The sequence below is a fragment of the Massiliimicrobium timonense genome (genome assembly GCF_042850985.1).
Lineage (GTDB): Bacteria > Bacillota_I > Bacilli_A > Erysipelotrichales > Coprobacillaceae > Allocoprobacillus.
The window spans coordinates 684,073-700,924 of sequence record NZ_AP031415.1; the positions used below are offsets into that span (position 1 = coordinate 684,073).

The 16,852-nt window shown below is 32.5% G+C and carries 18 protein-coding genes; 16 read left to right on the forward strand and 2 right to left on the reverse strand.

What is annotated here, in order from left to right; all coding sequences use genetic code 11:
- Positions 1-25: 25 nt before the first annotated feature.
- The 3 genes from ACGHJ8_RS03565 to ACGHJ8_RS03575 are packed head-to-tail and all read left to right on the forward strand — an operon-like array spanning position 26 to position 4,019.
- Entirely contained in the window at positions 26-2,299 is a 2,274-nt protein-coding gene (locus ACGHJ8_RS03565; protein WP_390541715.1) for an EAL domain-containing protein, read from the forward strand.
- A 2-nt stretch (positions 2,300-2,301) separates the two neighbouring features.
- Positions 2,302-3,264 carry a N(4)-(beta-N-acetylglucosaminyl)-L-asparaginase gene (locus ACGHJ8_RS03570; RefSeq protein ID WP_390541717.1) on the forward strand — a complete coding sequence of 321 codons (963 nt, stop codon included), beginning with the start codon at positions 2,302-2,304 and terminating at the stop codon, positions 3,262-3,264.
- The gene (locus tag ACGHJ8_RS03575; protein WP_390541719.1) at positions 3,264-4,019 is read left to right on the forward strand and encodes a copper homeostasis protein CutC; all 756 of its coding nucleotides are present in this window, start codon (positions 3,264-3,266) and stop codon (positions 4,017-4,019) included. Before ACGHJ8_RS03570 ends, ACGHJ8_RS03575 begins: the two co-directional genes overlap by 1 nt.
- On the opposite strand, the gene ACGHJ8_RS03580 is transcribed toward ACGHJ8_RS03575, so the two are convergent.
- Positions 4,010-4,588 (reverse strand): CYTH domain-containing protein, encoded by a 579-nt coding sequence (locus ACGHJ8_RS03580; RefSeq protein ID WP_087358966.1) that lies wholly within the window; start codon positions 4,586-4,588, stop codon positions 4,010-4,012. The two genes, ACGHJ8_RS03575 and ACGHJ8_RS03580, sit on opposite strands and share 10 nt — an antisense overlap.
- Before the next feature lie 81 nt (positions 4,589-4,669).
- Between ACGHJ8_RS03580 and ACGHJ8_RS03585 the strand changes: the two genes are divergently transcribed.
- Together ACGHJ8_RS03585 and ACGHJ8_RS03590 are read left to right on the forward strand one after the other, a co-directional pair.
- Positions 4,670-5,446 (forward strand): NAD kinase, encoded by a 777-nt coding sequence (locus ACGHJ8_RS03585; protein ID WP_087358964.1) that lies wholly within the window; start codon positions 4,670-4,672, stop codon positions 5,444-5,446.
- Entirely contained in the window at positions 5,443-6,264 is an 822-nt protein-coding gene (locus tag ACGHJ8_RS03590; RefSeq protein WP_390541722.1) for an RluA family pseudouridine synthase, read from the forward strand. The genes ACGHJ8_RS03585 and ACGHJ8_RS03590 overlap by 4 nt, the downstream gene beginning before the upstream one ends.
- Here the strand turns inward: ACGHJ8_RS03590 and ACGHJ8_RS03595 are convergent.
- On the reverse strand, positions 6,254-7,462 hold the full coding sequence (locus ACGHJ8_RS03595) for an FtsW/RodA/SpoVE family cell cycle protein (RefSeq protein WP_390541724.1): 1,209 nt from the start codon (positions 7,460-7,462) through the stop codon (positions 6,254-6,256). The genes ACGHJ8_RS03590 and ACGHJ8_RS03595 overlap by 11 nt on opposite strands.
- Before the next feature lie 80 nt (positions 7,463-7,542).
- Here ACGHJ8_RS03595 and ACGHJ8_RS03600 point away from each other — a divergent pair, with 80 nt between their 5' ends.
- From ACGHJ8_RS03600 to ACGHJ8_RS03650, 11 genes are all read left to right on the forward strand, one after another.
- The gene (locus tag ACGHJ8_RS03600; RefSeq protein WP_390541726.1) at positions 7,543-7,890 is read left to right on the forward strand and encodes a hypothetical protein; all 348 of its coding nucleotides are present in this window, start codon (positions 7,543-7,545) and stop codon (positions 7,888-7,890) included.
- 214 nt (positions 7,891-8,104) lie between these two features.
- Complete coding sequence (gene pflB, locus ACGHJ8_RS03605; protein WP_087358956.1) at positions 8,105-10,177, forward strand: formate C-acetyltransferase; 2,073 nt, start codon at positions 8,105-8,107, stop codon at positions 10,175-10,177.
- A gap of 17 nt (positions 10,178-10,194) precedes the next feature.
- On the forward strand, positions 10,195-10,401 hold the full coding sequence (locus tag ACGHJ8_RS03610) for a hypothetical protein (protein ID WP_087358954.1): 207 nt from the start codon (positions 10,195-10,197) through the stop codon (positions 10,399-10,401).
- 14 nt (positions 10,402-10,415) lie between these two features.
- Entirely contained in the window at positions 10,416-10,658 is a 243-nt protein-coding gene (gene grcA3 / locus ACGHJ8_RS03615) for an autonomous glycyl radical cofactor GrcA3 (RefSeq protein ID WP_205089374.1), read from the forward strand.
- A 106-nt stretch (positions 10,659-10,764) separates the two neighbouring features.
- On the forward strand, positions 10,765-11,511 hold the full coding sequence (gene pflA / locus ACGHJ8_RS03620) for a pyruvate formate-lyase-activating protein (RefSeq protein ID WP_087358950.1): 747 nt from the start codon (positions 10,765-10,767) through the stop codon (positions 11,509-11,511).
- 37 nt (positions 11,512-11,548) lie between these two features.
- Positions 11,549-13,297: a DUF4037 domain-containing protein gene (locus ACGHJ8_RS03625; protein WP_390541729.1), complete on the forward strand. Its 1,749-nt coding sequence runs from the start codon at positions 11,549-11,551 to the stop codon at positions 13,295-13,297.
- A 2-nt stretch (positions 13,298-13,299) separates the two neighbouring features.
- A complete protein-coding gene (locus tag ACGHJ8_RS03630; protein ID WP_087358946.1) occupies positions 13,300-13,911 on the forward strand; it encodes a DUF4125 family protein in 612 nt (203 codons plus the stop codon).
- Positions 13,912-13,970: 59 nt separating this feature from the next.
- Positions 13,971-14,270, forward strand: coding sequence for a PTS sugar transporter subunit IIB (locus ACGHJ8_RS03635; protein WP_390541731.1), 300 nt, complete (start codon positions 13,971-13,973; stop codon positions 14,268-14,270).
- A 52-nt stretch (positions 14,271-14,322) separates the two neighbouring features.
- Complete coding sequence (locus tag ACGHJ8_RS03640) at positions 14,323-15,549, forward strand: metallophosphoesterase (RefSeq protein WP_390541733.1); 1,227 nt, start codon at positions 14,323-14,325, stop codon at positions 15,547-15,549.
- Between the two features lie 58 nt (positions 15,550-15,607).
- A complete protein-coding gene (locus ACGHJ8_RS03645) occupies positions 15,608-16,489 on the forward strand; it encodes an ROK family protein (protein WP_390541735.1) in 882 nt (293 codons plus the stop codon).
- An 85-nt stretch (positions 16,490-16,574) separates the two neighbouring features.
- A complete protein-coding gene (locus tag ACGHJ8_RS03650; protein ID WP_390541737.1) occupies positions 16,575-16,766 on the forward strand; it encodes a PspC domain-containing protein in 192 nt (63 codons plus the stop codon).
- Positions 16,767-16,852 lie beyond the last annotated feature (86 nt).

Below are 16,852 nucleotides of genomic sequence, written 5' to 3' on the forward strand. Positions count from 1 at the left end.
GGAATATAAGCAAGGAGGACTAACAATGATGAAAGATGTATTTGAAAGAAGAATTAGAAAAATGATGATTGTTGTTTTTGTTATTGCTGTGAGTCTTCTTTGTGTATCCGTATCTTTACGTATTCATTTAAATAATATTGTAGAAGATAATAAAGTGCATCAAATCGAAGATGAGATTGATAAAGATATGAGTATTCTCCAACAACAAATTGATAATGATTTTCAGATTTTAGATTCATTTGCCAGTGTTTTAAAAATGGAAAACATTGTGGATAATCCACAATTTCCACAAGTTTTATCAGATGCTAATGAACAAAATGATTTTACAACCATGATGTATTTTGATGAATCAAAAGAAGGTGTTATTGCCAATTCAGATAATGAGGTTAAAGAACATCAATCATTATCTATGATTCAACAAGAAATTCAAGAGATTGTTGCGGATGGTTTTGTTGGAAAAAGAACGATTTCTGATATTTTTAAAAGTCGTATTTCACAAAAACATGTTTATGCTTATGGTATACCTATTTATCAAAAAGGCCATGTTGTTGGGGTTTTACTGGCTACTAAAAATGTTGAAATATGGATGGATGCAGGAGCTGGTACTGGTGTTTTAGGTGGTGACACTTATGCTTATCTGGTGGATGAAGATGGTCAAATTCTTGTCAATTCTCAGTATGATTTATTTCATCAGACAACTCTTTTTGCATCACCTTTTTTCCAACAAAAAGATTATCATGAATTAGAAGATGCATTACAGATGCAGCATGATTTTACACATTCTTTTCAATATGAGGGACAATCTTATCATGGTGTATTAAAGCCTTTAGGCATTAATAACTGGTATATTTATAGTGTTAATATGATTGATGATTCGCATTTATTTACAAATGAAAATATGCGTATTGTTGGTTTGATTTTTCTATTTATGGTGGGATTATTTGTTGCTTTATTGATTCTTGGTTATCGTTTCATGTTGAAAAATAATCGTGAATTGAAGCATTTTGCTTATTATGATTCTTTAACAGGAGTATATAACTATTCTTATTTTGTATCTTTAGGAAAGGAAATATTTAAAGAACAACCTTATTGTAGTGTAGCTGTATTGAATATTAGACAGTTTAAGTTTTTTAATGAAATTTTTGGTCATGAACAAGGAGATCAGTTATTGATTTATGAAAGAAATGTGATTCAAAAACATTTAAAAGAGGGAGAGTTTTTCTGTCGAGATAGGGCTGATCAGTTTTATATTTATTTAAAAGATACACAAAAGGATATCTTACAAAAAAGAATTGAAAATATCATGTCTGAAATTATTCAATATGTGGATTTGTTACATACAAATTATCAGTTAAAGATTCATTGTGGAGTGGCTATTTCCAGCTTGGAATTTATTGTGGATGATTCTTTTGATAGTTTAATGGTTCGTGTTATGTTTGCTTTAGCAAAGGCAAAAGAAAGCATTTTAACGAATATCTGGTTTTATGATATTGAATTGCATGAACAGGAAAAAATGGATAATTATGTTGAAAGTCATATGGATCAGGCTTTAAAAGATGGTGAATTTCAGCTTTATTTACAGCCTAAAATAGATTTAAAAGATGGAACGTTAAAAAGCAGTGAAGCACTGGTAAGATGGCAGACGCATGATGGAAGAATGTTGTTTCCAAATCAATTTATTCCTATTTTTGAAAACAGTGGTTTTTGTAAGAAGCTGGATTTATTTATGTTTGAACAGGCATGTTTACAGCTGAGAAAATGGATGGATCAAGGCATAGCACCGATCGGTATTTCTGTTAATCAGTCTAAATTATTGTTTTATGAAGCTGATTATGTGGATTGTTTAAAACAGATTGTCAATAAATATCAAGTATCACCACAATTATTAACATTAGAGATATTGGAAGATTTGGTTGCTGATAATGTGAATGAAGTCAATGATAAAATTCATTTATTACATCAGATTGGTTTTAGGGTTTCAATGGATGATTTTGGGAGTGGTTATTCTTCACTGAATATTTTAGGAAAACTTCATATTGATGAATTGAAAGTTGATAGAGGATTTTTACAGGAAATTTTTGATAGTGATAATCAAAAAGCAAAGATTATTCTTGAAGAAGTTATTAAACTAGCAAAAACATTAGCTATTTCTACGGTTGTTGAAGGTATTGAAACAAAGGAATATCATGATTTAATGAAATCATTTGGCTGTGATTTAGGACAAGGCTATTATTATAGTCGACCAATCAGTCAGGAAGATTTTGATAAGCGTTATATGGAAGAAAGGAAGGAAAAATAGAGATGTGGGGTATGATTGCGACATGGCGCATGGCTAAAGAAGGATTAGAAATAGCACAAGATATTTTGAGTCATCATGGAGATGCTGGGGATGCTATTGAAAAGGCTATACAGGCAGTAGAAGACTTTCCTTATTATAAATCTGTCGGTTATGGGGGATTGCCTAATGAGGAAATGGAAGTAGAATTAGATGCGGCTTATATGGATGGGAACACTTTAAGTGTCGGAGCTATTGGAGCTATCAAAGATTTTGCTAATCCTATTTCCATTGCCAGACGTTTATCTCATGAAAAAGTCAACTGTATTCTGGTGGGAGAAGGGGCAGAAAAATTTGCCCATAAAGAAGGCTTTGAACGTAAGAATATGTTGACAGATCGTGCGAAGATTCATTATCGTCGTCGTATCAAAGAGTCATCACAGCAACTTAAACCTTATACTGGACATGATACTGTAGGTATGGTTTGTTTGGATGAAACAGGAAAAATGACTGCAGCGACATCGACAAGTGGATTATTTATGAAGAAAAAGGGTAGAATTGGTGATTCTCCTATCATTGGTTCTGGTTTTTATGTTGATTCTGATATTGGTGGTGCCAGTGCAACAGGTTTAGGAGAAGATTTGATGAAAGGTTGTATTTCTTATGAAATTGTTCAACTCATGGCAAAAGGAATGCATCCTCAACAGGCATGTGAAAAAGCTGTTTTTGATTTAGAAGCAAAATTAAAACAACGACGTGGTGAGGCAGGAGATTTATCTGTTGTAGCGATGAATCATCGAGGAGAATTTGGAGTCGCTACTAACATTGATGTTTTTTCATTTGTTGTCTGTCTGCCTCAACAGTCACCTATTGTGTATTTAGTTGAACGTCAAGGAAATCAATGTGTTTATGCTCCTGCCAGTCAACAATGGATGGATGAGTATATGCATACACGTATGGTACCGTTGACAGAAAGTGAGGATGAATAATGAAACCGATTGTGGAAATTTGTTGTGGCAGCTACAGTGATGCTTTATCAGCTGCTCATGCAGGAGCAACACGTATTGAATTAAATAGCGCTTTATCTTTAGGTGGTCTGACACCATCACTGGCAACATTAATCAAGGTCAAACAGGACACATCTTTAAAAGTTATTGCGATGGTTCGACCAAGAGGAGCAGGATTTTGTTATAGTGATGAAGAATACGAAATCATGAAAGAAGATGCGAAGATCATGCTGGATCATGGTGTCGATGGTTTAGCTTTTGGCTTTTTAGATAAACAGGGAATGATAGATGAAAAACGTACTTTAGAATTTGTGCAGTTGATTCATCGTTATCATAAGGAAGCTGTATTTCATCGTGCTTTTGACTGTGTCAATGATCCTTTTCAAGCGATTGAAAAACTGATTGATCTGCAAGTGGATCGTGTTTTAACGAGTGGATTAAAATCTAAAGCCATTGAGTCTGTGGAACTTTTATCTAAACTTCAACAACAATATGGAAATCAAATAGAAATATTAGTGGGTAGTGGTGTGAATAAGGAGAATGTGCTAGAAATCTTAGATAAAACAAAAGTTCATCAGGTGCATAGTTCTTGTAAAGATTGGATTGAAGATGTTACAACATCTATGCATGATGTTTCTTTTGCTTATGCTCCATTTCCTCATGAAAATGATTATGAAATCGTCAGTGAAGAATTGGTGAAAACACTTCTTGATGTTATAAAAAGCAGTCATTTTTGATGACTGCTTTTAAGATACGCTTCAAAGGCACGTGTGACTTTACTTGGACAATTGTGAGTATATTGTAAATGATAAGGTTCAATGATTTTAAGAAATTGTTGATAACCTTTTTTTTCATGATGAACTTCAAATTCTAATTCATAATCATGTTGATGCAGATAAGTATTTTCATCTAATGATAGTGTTCCTTCTGGTAAAAGAATATCATAACGATGGGTTGTAAGAGAGAAAAGATGAGCCAATTCATGAAGGGGAATTCCTTCTTGTTCGAGGATATCCGTTATTTCATTTTTTAATTGAAATTGAAAAAATAAATCTTTTTCTTTCTTGGTAAGAGGAATATTTGTTTCTAATTGATGATTTTGATAAGGTCTTTTGAGTGTGAGTTCATATTGATTGTTTTTTGTACGAATGCGTAACATATATTTTTTTTGTGATAATAAGGGATGGGTAAAATAATCATTTGTCTGGATATAATCTTTTGTGATGGCATCATGATAATCTTCTAAAATTTGATTAAAAATTTGATGTGTTAATAAGATTTTGTATTCTATTTCTAATTGTTGCATAAAAAATCACCTCACCTTATTTTATCTTGTATTGCATTCCATTGCAATTTTTATATAATATAATGCATAGGTGGTGAAGTTATGAAAACATATGCAATTGTCTGTAAACAAGATCAGGAATCCATCATCTTGAGTGAAAAAATCAAATCAGAACTCAATACTTTTTTAACATATGAAGAAATCAGTCCAGATATGGTGATTAGTATTGGTGGAGATGGAACGATGTTATATAGTGTTCATAAATATATTCATATGCTAGAGCATGTTGCTTTTATTGGAATCCATACTGGAACATTGGGTTTTTTAACAGATTATCAGCGTGATGAATATCAGCAATTAATAGCGGATATCAAAAAAGGTGAATATCATATTTATGAACGACATTTACTGGAAGTGACTTCTTTGCAAGGAAAATTTCTAGCTTTAAATGAAGTACGTGTTGAAAATAATCGCCGTTCACAGGTGATTGATGTCTATATTAATGATGATTGCTTTGAAACATTTAGAGGAAATGGACTTTGTGTTTCTACAGCTTCAGGTTCAACCGCATATAATAAATCATTAGGTGGAGCAGTTATTAATTCAGGAGCAGAACTGATGCAGTTAAGCGAGATTGCAGGAATTCATCATAATGCTTATCGTTCGTTGGGTTCATCTTTAATTTTAGATAAATCTCATACTATTCGTTTTCAATCTCAAAGCTATCAAGGGGCTATTTTAGGTATTGATCATCTTGTGGTTGATTTACAGGAACATGATTGTATCAGTATTAAGATGGCATCCAAGACCGCCCGTTTTCTACAATATAAACAAGTCCCTTTTACAAAACGTTTAAAGAGAGCTTATTTACGTTCATGAAACGTCAATGGTATATTTTAGATGTTATCGGTGTTGGTGATTTTCTTTTATCTCAAGGAATCAGTCAAAAGGCCATCAAAGATATTAAGATGAAAGGGAAAATTCTGGTTAATGGAAAGCACCAGACAGTGCGTTATCTACTGCAGCCAGATGATGTTTTAACCATCTTTTATCCACCAGAAAATAATCAGTTGACACCAGTTGATATTCCATTAAAAATTATTTATGAAGATGATTACTTACTGGTTGTGGATAAACCAGCCGGGTTACCTTCCATTCCTACAAGAAGGCATCCTCTTAATACTTTAGCCAATGCTTTAACTTATTATTATCAGCAGATTCATTTATCTTCAACCATACATTTAGTGAATCGTTTAGATAAGGATACAAGTGGTTTAATGATTGTAGCTAAATATCGTTATATTCATGATCGTATGATGAAGGATTTAGGACATATTGATCGATATTATCAAGCTCATGTTCAAGGTGTTATTGAAAATAATGGGACGATTCGTTTGCCGATTTATAAGGAACCATATATGATGAAACGTGTGATTGATTCACGAGGACAGGCAGCCTGTACGCATTATTGGGTTCAAAATGTTCGTCGTGACTGTACTTTTGTAAGGTTTAAGCTGGAAACTGGACGAACACATCAAATTCGGGTACATATGGCGTCCATTGGTCATCCTCTGGTTGGGGATTCACTTTATGGAGATGGTTTAGGCCATTTTGATTTAGATAGCTATAGACTGGGATTTATTCACCCTATTACAAAACAAATCATAATGATTACAAAAAACAGATCTATTGAATGACAGATCTGTTTTTCATAATATTATTTTGTGTATTAATATCAATAAATAATGCGATAGCAATCATATAGGAAAGTAAAGATGAACCACCATAAGAAATAAAAGGTAAAGTAATACCTGTGATTGGTAATAAACCTAAAATCATTCCCATATTCCATATCTGTTGAAATAACAACATGCCAATAATACCAATGGTCATAAACTTATCTTGGGCATTGGTAGAATCTAAACCAATTTTTAAAATAATAATATCTAAAGCAACAATAGCTGCGATAGTTATAAAACCTCCAATAAAACCATAGTTTGTTAAAATAACAGCAAAGATAAAATCGGTCTGAGCTTCTGGAAAGACTTTAATAACAGATTGAAAACCATGACCAAACCATCCAGCACTTCCATAAGATAATAAAGAGTTAAAAAGCTGAAAGCCTTCTTTATTATAGGTTCCTTCTGGATCCAGCCAGCCATAAAAACGGTCGACTTGATGAGAACTTAAGAGTTTTTCAAAGATTTCTGGCTGATAGATAAAGAGATAAGCTCCAATAATAAGAATCACAGCAACTAAACTTAATCCAAAGATAAACCACTGATTTCTTAAACCACTAGAAAATATAACAAAAGCAGCACCGACTAGAATAATCAACACTACCCCAGTGTCATTTTGTAATAATACTAATAGAGCTGGAGGAACAACAACTTTCATACATTTCCAGATATATTGAAGTTCAGATTCGGTTGTATGAATTAAATAATAATCATTATGTTCTTTAGTGACTCTCGCTAAGGCGATAACGATGGCAATTTTCATAAATTCTGATGGTTGTAAACTTAAAAATGGAAAATTAAACCATGAGGTTGCTCCTCCTGATGTATTAACCAGAGGAATGATATGATGGCCGGGCCATAATCTTGTATAAATGAAATGTTCAATGGCTAAAATAATGAGAAGAACCATCAATATCCAATAGATAATCCATATTTTATCATAAATCTGATCTTTTCCTATTTTATATATAATAAAAACCATAATGGCTGATATGATATAGAATATGCCTTGTTTGATCCATAGTGTTTCGGGATTTCCTACTTTATTAGAAATCATCGGAGTTGCACTGAGAATTGCAAAACAGCTAATCACAGCAAGTACGCAAATGATACAAATCAAGGGCTGTTCATAACAGAGTTTTTTGATTCGCTCCATGACTTTGCTCCTTTCTTTTTTTATCTTCTTATAGTATACTATAAAAAAGAAATACTTCAATTAAAAAAGGATGTGAAAATATGGATGTTCAATATATTTTTGTTGTTATAGCGATTATCGTTGCTTTGATACTCCTTTATCTAGGGTTTATTCATTTAATTAAGAATAAGCGTTTGAATCAGGAATTTCAATCAACCCTTCCTATTCAGGAATTGATTGAAGCATTGGGTGGTCAAGGAAATATCAAAGAAGTACGTAGCAGTGCCTCTAAGGTCACAGTTGTTTTAGTTAATCAACAGCTTGTTGATATTGATAAAATTAAAGCTTTGGGCGCAAGTGGTATTGTAGAAGGTGCTTCAAGTCTGGCGATGATTTTTGGGCGACAGTCAGAAAATATTGCAGCTGATTTAAGGAGATATATAGGATAGTCTGTATATCTTTTTTTGTTAAGATTTGGTAAAAAAAGTGTTTTTTGAAGCATATAATTGGTAATTCAAAAAAGAATCTGTTATATTGAAGCTGTCAAGTTCCGGCGATTCATTTTATGGCAGAAAATTGCGAAAAAAAACAAGCTATTTTATTGTTTCAGTAGTCTATTAGTGCTATAATGAATGAGAAATAAACAAACAGGGGGTTTAGAAAATGACATTTAAAGAAAAATGGAATGATGCTTGGGATGGCTTCCAAGCAGGTAAATGGAACAAGGAAGTGAATTTAAGAGATTTCATTCAATTAAACTACACACCTTATGATGGTGATGATTCTTTCTTGGCTGGTCCTACTCAAAACACAAAAGATTTATGGGCACAAGTTATGGATTTAACTAAACAAGAAAGAGAAGCTGGTGGAGTTTTAGATATGGATACAAAAATTGTTTCTACTTTAACTTCACATGATGCAGGATACTTAGATAGATCTAAAGAAAAAATTGTTGGTGTTCAAACTGATAAACCATTCAAAAGATCTTTACAGCCATTTGGTGGTATCCGTATTGCAGAACAAGCTTGTGAAACAAATGGATATAAAGTAGATCCAGAAGTTTCTTATATTTTCAGAGAATATAGAAAAACACATAACCAAGGTGTATTTGATGTTTATACACCAGAAATCAGAGCTTGTCGTTCAGCACATATTATCACTGGTTTACCAGATGGATATGGTCGTGGACGTATTATTGGTGACTATCGTAGAGTTGCTTTATATGGTGTAGATAAATTAATTGAAGATAAGAAAAATCAATTTGCGACAACTCAAAAGAGAATGACTTCTAAAGTTATTCAATTACGTGAAGAATTAAGTGAACAAATTAGAGCTTTAGGTGAATTGAAAGAAATGGCTGCAAAATATGGTTTTGATATTTCTAAACCAGCAACAAACTGCCAAGAAGCTATTCAATGGTTATACTTTGGATATTTAGGTGCAGTTAAAGAACAAAATGGTGCAGCAATGTCTTTAGGACGTACTTCTACATTTATTGATATTTATGTAGAAAGAGATTTAAAGAAAGGATTATTCACTGAAGAACAAATCCAAGAATTTATTGATCATTTCATTATGAAATTAAGAATTGTTAAATTCGCAAGAACTCCAGAATATAACTCAATTTTCGCAGGAGATCCAACTTGGGTAACTGAATCAATCGGTGGTGTTGGTGTTGACGGACGTCATATGGTTACTAAGACTTCATTTAGATATTTACATACATTATCTAACTTAGGAACTGCACCAGAACCAAATATGACAGTTTTATGGTCAACTCGTTTACCAGAAAACTTCAAAGCATTCTGTGCAAAAACTTCTATTGAAACTTCATCAATTCAATATGAAAATGATGATTTAATGAGAGTGACTCATGGTGATGATTACGCTATTGCATGTTGTGTATCTTCAATGAGAGTTGGAAAAGAAATGCAATTCTTCGGTGCACGTGCTAACTTAGCTAAATGTTTATTATACGCTATCAATGGTGGTGTTGATGAAAAAACTAAGAAACAAGTTGGACCAAAATATAGACCAGTTGAAGGTGATTACTTAGATTACGAAGATGTTAAATCTAAATTTGTAGATATGATGTCTTGGTTAGCTGGTGTTTATGTTAATGCGTTAAATATCATTCATTATATGCATGATAAATATGCTTATGAAAGAATTCAAATGGCTTTACATGATAGAGAAGTAAGACGTTATTTTGCAACAGGTATTGCTGGTTTATCAGTTGTTGCTGACTCTTTATCAGCTATCAAATATGCTAAAGTAAAATGTATTAGAGATGAAGATGGTATTGTTGTTGATTACGAAGTAGAAGGAGATTTCCCTAAATATGGTAATGATGATGACAGAGTTGATGAAATTGCAACTTGGTTAGTTGAAACTTTCATGGATATGGTTCGTTCTCATCATACTTATAGAGATTCTTATCCAACAACTTCAATCTTAACAATTACTTCTAACGTTGTATATGGTAAAGCAACAGGTAATACTCCAGATGGAAGAAAAGCTGGTCAACCATTTGCTCCAGGTGCTAACCCAATGCATGGTAGAGATTCTCATGGTGCTATTTCTTCATTATCTTCAGTTGCTAAATTACCATTCAAAGATGCACAAGATGGTATTTCAAATACATTTACTGTCATTCCTGGTGCATTAGGTAAAGATGATCAAGTTTTCGCTGGTGACTTAGATATTGATTCAATCAAAGAAGGAAATCTTGATTAATAGAAAGAAGTGAAATGATGGCTACTCAAAAAGAAATTGATGATTTAGTCAAAATGCTAGATGGACGTATGAGTGCAGGGGCTGGACATATTAATTTGAAGGTCAATGAGGATGCTCATATTGAAATGGAAGAAGTGTCTGTTGTGTCAAAGATGGATTGTGATAGTGGTGATACTGCTTGTAAGATTCCTAATTTGCCAATGGATGACGATGACCAATATTAAAGGAGGAGAAATTTATGGCTGCAAGTGAACAACAAGTTGAAAATTTAGTTGGAATGTTAGATGCTTATGCTACAAAAGGAGGACATCATTTAAATGTTAATGTTTTAAACAGAGATACTTTAATTGATGCTCAAAAACATCCAGAAAAATATCCACAATTAACAATTCGTGTTTCTGGATATGCTGTTAACTTTGTTAAATTAACAAAAGAACAACAAGATGATGTTATTTCTCGTACATTCCATGAATCAATGTAATGAGGATTAAGGTGCTTAGGCACCTTTTCTTTTTGTAAAAAATAGTACATATAAAATGATATTTTATAGAAAATATGTTAAAATAATAAAGAAAGTTGGTGAGAATATGAAAGGGTATATTCATTCTTTAGAAAGTTGTGGAACTGTTGATGGTCCGGGAATTCGTTTTGTTGTTTTCTTTCAAGGGTGTCCTATGCGTTGTCAATACTGTCATAACCCTGATACTTGGAAACCACATACTGGAACACAGATGACAGTCGATGAAATTTTGAAAGAATATAATACGAAAAAAGAGTTTTATAAAAATGGAGGAATCACTTGTACTGGTGGAGAACCAATGATGCAAATTGATTTCTTGACAGAGTTATTTGAAAAATGTCGTGAGGAAAATATTCATACATGTTTAGATACTTCAGGTATAACTTTTAATGAAAATCCTGAATATCTAAAGAAAGTTGATCGTTTATTGGCTTCAACAAATTTGGTTATGCTGGATATTAAACATATTGATCCTGAAGAACATAAAAAATTAACAGCACAACCTAATGATATGATTTTAAAATTTGCGAAATATGTGGATGACAAAGGTATTGATATATGGATTCGTCATGTTGTAGTTCCAACAATTACACAAAATGATGAATATTTATATCGTCTAGGTCAATTTATCGCAACTTTGAAACATGTCAAAGCATTAGATGTTTTACCTTATCATACGATGGGCGTTGTGAAATATAAGAATTTAGGTATGGATTATCCTCTTGAAGGCATTCCACCTTTAGATAAAAAAGATGCCATAGCTGCCAGAGAAGTCGTATTAAAAGGAATGAAAGATGCATTGAATCATAAATAGACACTTTGTGTCTATTTATTTTTAAAAGGAGAAAATCATGACTATACAAGAACTACAAGAAAAACTAGATCAGTTCTATGCACAAAATGCATTAGATGATGCCTATACCTTTTTAATGGAACAAGTTCGCATTGCAATGGAAAAACAGGACAATCCAGCTTTATTGTTTTTACTAAATGAAATGATAGGTTATTTTCGTGTTACATCAAAGTTTCAACTGGGAAATCAGATTGCTGTTCAAATATTGAATATTTTAAATATGTGTGGACTTGAAGATACAATTGATGGAGCTACCTCTTATATTAATATTGCGACCTTTTATAGAGCACAGGGAAAATATCAGGAAGCATTGGAACTTTATCAAAAAACAGAAAAAATTTATCATCATTATTTATCTCCAGATGATGAATTGTATAGTGCCTTTTATAATAATTTGAGTCTTTTGTATCAAGAAATGGGGTCTACGACTTTGGCTATAGAAACAGAGAAAAAAGCACTTGCGATAGTCCAAAGATTAGAAAACTATCGTGAAGAAGAAGCCATTACTTATACAAATTTGGCTCAAATGTATTTAACACTTCATCAAAATGAAGAAGCTAAACAATGTATTCATCAGGCAGTGGCGTTATTTCAACAGTATGCACCAGATGATCCTCATTATTTTGCAACCCTTGCTTCATTGGCTCAGTTAGAATACTTACAAAAAAACTTTTCTCAGGCTATTGCGATTTATGATCAAGTTTTAATACTTATTGAAAGTGTATATGGAAAAAATAAAGATTATCAAACCATTTTAAAAAATAAAGAAAAAGTTTTAAGTGAAATGAAAACAGTCAAAGGACTAGATTTATGTGAAGCTTTTTATAACCAATATGGTCGTGCTATGATTGAACAAGAATTTGCCTCTATTCGTCCTTATATGGCGATTGGACTTATGGGAATGGGTTCTGATTGTTTGGGGTATGATGATGAGATTTCTCATGATCATGATTTTGGGCCGGGATTTTGTATTTGGGTACCTCGTGATATTTATCAACAATATGGTCAAAAAATACAGGAAAGTTATCAAAAACTCCCACAAGAATTTATGGGCGTTCAAAGATTAACTTCTTTACATGGTTCTGGGAGAGTTGGGGTTTTTGAAATTGAAAGCTTTTTTGAACAGTTTTTAAGAAAAATTCCCGAAACTTTAGATGAATGGCTTTACGTTGATGAAAATGCTTTATTAGCTTGTACAAATGGTCGTATATTTGAAGATGATTATGGAAAAGTCACACAAATCAGAGAATATCTCAAAACATATCCAGAAGATATTAGAATAAAAAAGATAGCCCGTGCTCTTGCGAAAATGGCACAATCTGGACAGTATAATTATGGAAGATGTATGCAAAGAGGTGATGAGGTGGCTGCTTCATTGGCACTTCATGAATTTATAGATCAGACATTATCTGTTGTTTATTTACTGAATAAAAAATATAAACCTTATTATAAATGGAGTTATTATGGATTAAAAGATTGCTTTTATTTACAACAAGTCCAAGATTTACTGTTGGAACTGGTACAACTGCCATCTCAATTGTTTCAATGGAAACATTTTCAAGGTGGTATCAATTTAGATGATGCGAAGGTTGTTGTGATTGAAAAGATATGTCAGATGGTGATTGGTGAATTGCAGCGACAGGAACTTTCTGATAGTCAAGATGATTTTTTAGATACACATGCACATCTTGTCATGAATCATATTCAAGATCAGCATATTCGTTTAAAACATGTGATGGAGGGATAAAAATGAGTGATGATATTGTACAGTTAGAATGGGAGTTTTTTCAGCATGTACAACATATTGATGGACGTGCAAGTTGTCAGGATGACTTTGAAACATTTTACTTACAAAGAAAGAGTCAATTTGATGCTTTTGATCAAGATGTTCAACAAGCCTGTCTACAAGATTTAAAAGTAGCCAAACAGATGGGAAGAAATCCAGTGATGGAAAAGTATGCCTATATGATGGAAAGTACAGATCCTGATTATTATCAGACGATTCAAGATCAATTGCCACAAGTGGATCCACAAAAAAGAGCGTTCATTCAGATTTTATGTGAAATTGAAGTATCTATGCGTGAAGATATGAATGAAAAATATCCATATCTTTTAGCACAGGCACGTTTAACTCATACTTTAGAGGATGAAAAAGACGATACATCTTTTGAAACTTACTTAAGAGGAGAGTTAATGACTTATAGTGATGAAACACTTTATCTATATGGACAGATGGTTTTAAGAATGGTCCAGAATCAAGAAAATCTGATTGAAAAGATTTTAACAAATACTGTTAAGGCTTATGGTTATTCTTCCTTAGAAGAAGCAAATAATTTTATGAAGGAAAGTCAAAAGCAATAGAAGTCGTTATAAAATTGTGATAAAATAGATGTAGGGAACTAAGAAGGAGGAATATAATCATGAAAATCTTATTATGTTGTTTAGCTGGTGTAACATCTACTTTGTTTTCTACAAAATTAAAAGACGCTGCTTCAAGAAAGAGAGTAGACGCTACTGTTTGGTCTGCATCTGAACATGCAGTAGAATATTCAAGTAATCTTGCTGATGTGATTCTTGTAGAACCTCAATTAAAAGGATCATATGAAAAAATCAAAGCAGATAACCCTGATAAACCAGTTATTTTAATTAGTGACGATGATTTTAAGAATTTCAATGCACAAAAGATTTTTGATATGGCTTATGAAGCTTGTCAAAAATAATAGAAATGTGAAAGAATGAATAGCTTAGCTATCCATTCTTTTTAGGTCATTTATGAAAAAGATAATATATGGGATTATTTGTTGTCTTTGTTTGATGGGATGCCAGAAAAAAACTGTGTGCGATAAAGACAATTTAAAAATCATTGTTGCTAGTGATTTACATTATTTTTTAAAAGATTATTATCAAGATTGTGACTGGTTTGAAGAATCTATGTTATATGGTGATGGGAAAATGGTCACTTATGGTGATGAAATTGTAGATGCTTTTATATCAGCTGTTCTTCATGAAAAACCAGAGCTGGTCATTTTAACAGGTGATTTAAGTTTTAATGGTGAAAAGGGGAGTCATCAACAATTAGCTCAAAAACTAGAACAATTAAGAGAAAAGAATATTCAGGTTGCTGTTATACCGGGAAATCATGATATTGATAATATTTATACAAAGGGATATGGCAAAGATGATTATTTTGATGTAGAGAATATTGATGCTAAAACTTTTCAAGATATTTATCAAGATTTAGGTTATCATTTGGCTGTTTCAAAACATGATGAGTCTTTAAGTTATCGTATTGATTTGAATGAAGATTATAGTTTGTTGATGATGGACTCTAATGCACATGAACAAACAGAAATGACTTTAGGAGCAGGTGGCTTTTTTACGGATTCAACAATGCAGTGGTTAGAGGAACAACTCCAAGATATACAAAAACAAAAGAAGATACCTCTTATTGCGATGCATCATAATCTAGCAATCCATAATGAATTATTGAATAGTGGTTATACGATTCAAAATCATGAAGATATAGCCAAGCTTTTTGCACAATATAATGTTCCTTTTGTATTGAGTGGTCATATTCATTGCCAAAATATTAAACAAATCAATGGTATCTATGATATTGCTTCTTCCTCTTTATTAGACGCTCCTTTACAGTATGGTGTTATTGAACTTAATCCCCATAGAATGGACTATCATACGCAATCATTAACTATTTCAAAGGATGCAAACGAGTATTTTGATACAGTATCAGCTCATAAGTTTAGTGAAGAATTAAAAGATGTGAAAGATTCATCGCATCGAGAAGCTATTTTAGATGTTCTAGTCCAGGCCAATCGTTATTATTTTACTGGATGTATGAATCAATATGTTGAAGATATAAAAACTCATCCGGGATATCAGTATTTACAGACAGAAGATCTCAGTTTCTTTTTGCAATATTTAGAAAGTATGTTAAAGGAAACGACATCTTCACAACAATTATCAATAATATATGAAAAATAACTTTTGACAAGATATAAGTTATGATAAAATATGATAAAACAAGGGAGGAATAAATAAGATGAAATTAGGTGCAATTGAAGCCGGAGGTACAAAATTTGTTGTTGCGATTGGAGATGAAAATGGAAATGTTTTAGAAAGAGATGCTTTTCCAACAACAACACCACAAGAAACAGTTGAAAATATTTTTAAATTTTTTGATGGAAAGGACATTGAAGCTTTAGGATTAGGATGTTTTGGACCTATTGATCCTGATTTAAAGAGTCCAACATATGGATATATTACAACAACACCTAAACCAGGGTGGACAAACTATAATATTGTAGGAGTTTTACAGGAACATTACCCTGATTTGCCAATTGGTTTTGATACAGATGTGAATGGTGCGGCACTTGGTGAAGCATACTTTGGTGCAGCCAAAGGATCAGATAGTGCTTTATATTTAACAATTGGAACTGGAATTGGTGGAGGAGCCATTGTGGAAGGAAACCTTGTTCATGGTTTACTACATCCAGAAATGGGACACATGATTCTAGAACAAAGAGAAGACGATACTTATAAAGGAAAATGTCCATATCATGGAACATGTTTTGAAGGTTTGGCAGCAGGTCCAGCTATTGAAGAAAGATGGGGAATCAAAGGAAGCGAATTGCCTGAAGATCACCCTGCATGGGATTTAGAAGCATGGTATATTGCTCAAGCATTAGCTATTTATGTTTTAACTTTATCACCAAAGAAAATTATCTTAGGTGGTGGTGTTATGCATCAAAAACAATTATTCCCACTCATTCATAAATATCTTCAAGAAAGATTAAATGGTTATATTCAAAAAGATGAAATTACAACAGATGCGATTAAAGATTATGTTGTTTATCCGGGATTAGGTGATAATGCTGGGGTTTGTGGTGCTTTAGCACTAGCCAAAATGGCAAAAGAAAGATAAGGGATACTCAAATCCCTTTTTCTTATGAAGTCTATTGACAATCATATGCTTTAATCAATATAATCTAGGTAATGGAGGAATTTCAATGAAAAAAAGATTATATAGATCAAGACGTGATGTGATGATTGCAGGAGTTTGTGGAGGAATTGCAGAATATTTTGATGTTGATCCTACAATTGTAAGATTGATAGCTGTTGTTTTGGTTTTAGGTTGGGGTTCAGGGCTTCTTGCCTATTTAATAGCAGTGCTTATTATTCCTAAAAATCCTTATCAATAAAAGAAAGGTTGAAATCATTTATGATTCCAACCTTTTATCTTTATTGTATACAATATAAAAAGCAGAGCATAGCCCTACAAAAACCT

What these genes read in the sequence shown, in the direction of transcription:
- ACGHJ8_RS03625 (WP_390541729.1), top strand. Translation starts at nt 11,549, where the DNA reads ATGACTATACAAGAACTACAAGAAAAACTAGATCAGTTCTATGCACAA.
- ACGHJ8_RS03585 (WP_087358964.1), top strand. Translation starts at nt 4,670, where the DNA reads ATGAAAACATATGCAATTGTCTGTAAACAAGATCAGGAATCCATCATC.
- ACGHJ8_RS03590 (WP_390541722.1), top strand. Translation starts at nt 5,443, where the DNA reads ATGAAACGTCAATGGTATATTTTAGATGTTATCGGTGTTGGTGATTTT.
- pflA (WP_087358950.1), top strand. Translation starts at nt 10,765, where the DNA reads ATGAAAGGGTATATTCATTCTTTAGAAAGTTGTGGAACTGTTGATGGT.
- ACGHJ8_RS03640 (WP_390541733.1), top strand. Translation starts at nt 14,323, where the DNA reads ATGAAAAAGATAATATATGGGATTATTTGTTGTCTTTGTTTGATGGGA.
- ACGHJ8_RS03650 (WP_390541737.1), top strand. Translation starts at nt 16,575, where the DNA reads ATGAAAAAAAGATTATATAGATCAAGACGTGATGTGATGATTGCAGGA.
- grcA3 (WP_205089374.1), top strand. Translation starts at nt 10,416, where the DNA reads ATGGCTGCAAGTGAACAACAAGTTGAAAATTTAGTTGGAATGTTAGAT.
- ACGHJ8_RS03610 (WP_087358954.1), top strand. Translation starts at nt 10,195, where the DNA reads ATGGCTACTCAAAAAGAAATTGATGATTTAGTCAAAATGCTAGATGGA.
- ACGHJ8_RS03630 (WP_087358946.1), top strand. Translation starts at nt 13,300, where the DNA reads ATGAGTGATGATATTGTACAGTTAGAATGGGAGTTTTTTCAGCATGTA.
- ACGHJ8_RS03570 (WP_390541717.1), top strand. Translation starts at nt 2,302, where the DNA reads ATGTGGGGTATGATTGCGACATGGCGCATGGCTAAAGAAGGATTAGAA.
- ACGHJ8_RS03595 (WP_390541724.1), bottom strand. Translation starts at nt 7,462, where the DNA reads ATGGAGCGAATCAAAAAACTCTGTTATGAACAGCCCTTGATTTGTATC.
- ACGHJ8_RS03645 (WP_390541735.1), top strand. Translation starts at nt 15,608, where the DNA reads ATGAAATTAGGTGCAATTGAAGCCGGAGGTACAAAATTTGTTGTTGCG.
- ACGHJ8_RS03565 (WP_390541715.1), top strand. Translation starts at nt 26, where the DNA reads ATGATGAAAGATGTATTTGAAAGAAGAATTAGAAAAATGATGATTGTT.
- ACGHJ8_RS03580 (WP_087358966.1), bottom strand. Translation starts at nt 4,588, where the DNA reads ATGCAACAATTAGAAATAGAATACAAAATCTTATTAACACATCAAATT.
- ACGHJ8_RS03635 (WP_390541731.1), top strand. Translation starts at nt 13,971, where the DNA reads ATGAAAATCTTATTATGTTGTTTAGCTGGTGTAACATCTACTTTGTTT.
- ACGHJ8_RS03575 (WP_390541719.1), top strand. Translation starts at nt 3,264, where the DNA reads ATGAAACCGATTGTGGAAATTTGTTGTGGCAGCTACAGTGATGCTTTA.
- ACGHJ8_RS03600 (WP_390541726.1), top strand. Translation starts at nt 7,543, where the DNA reads ATGGATGTTCAATATATTTTTGTTGTTATAGCGATTATCGTTGCTTTG.
- pflB (WP_087358956.1), top strand. Translation starts at nt 8,105, where the DNA reads ATGACATTTAAAGAAAAATGGAATGATGCTTGGGATGGCTTCCAAGCA.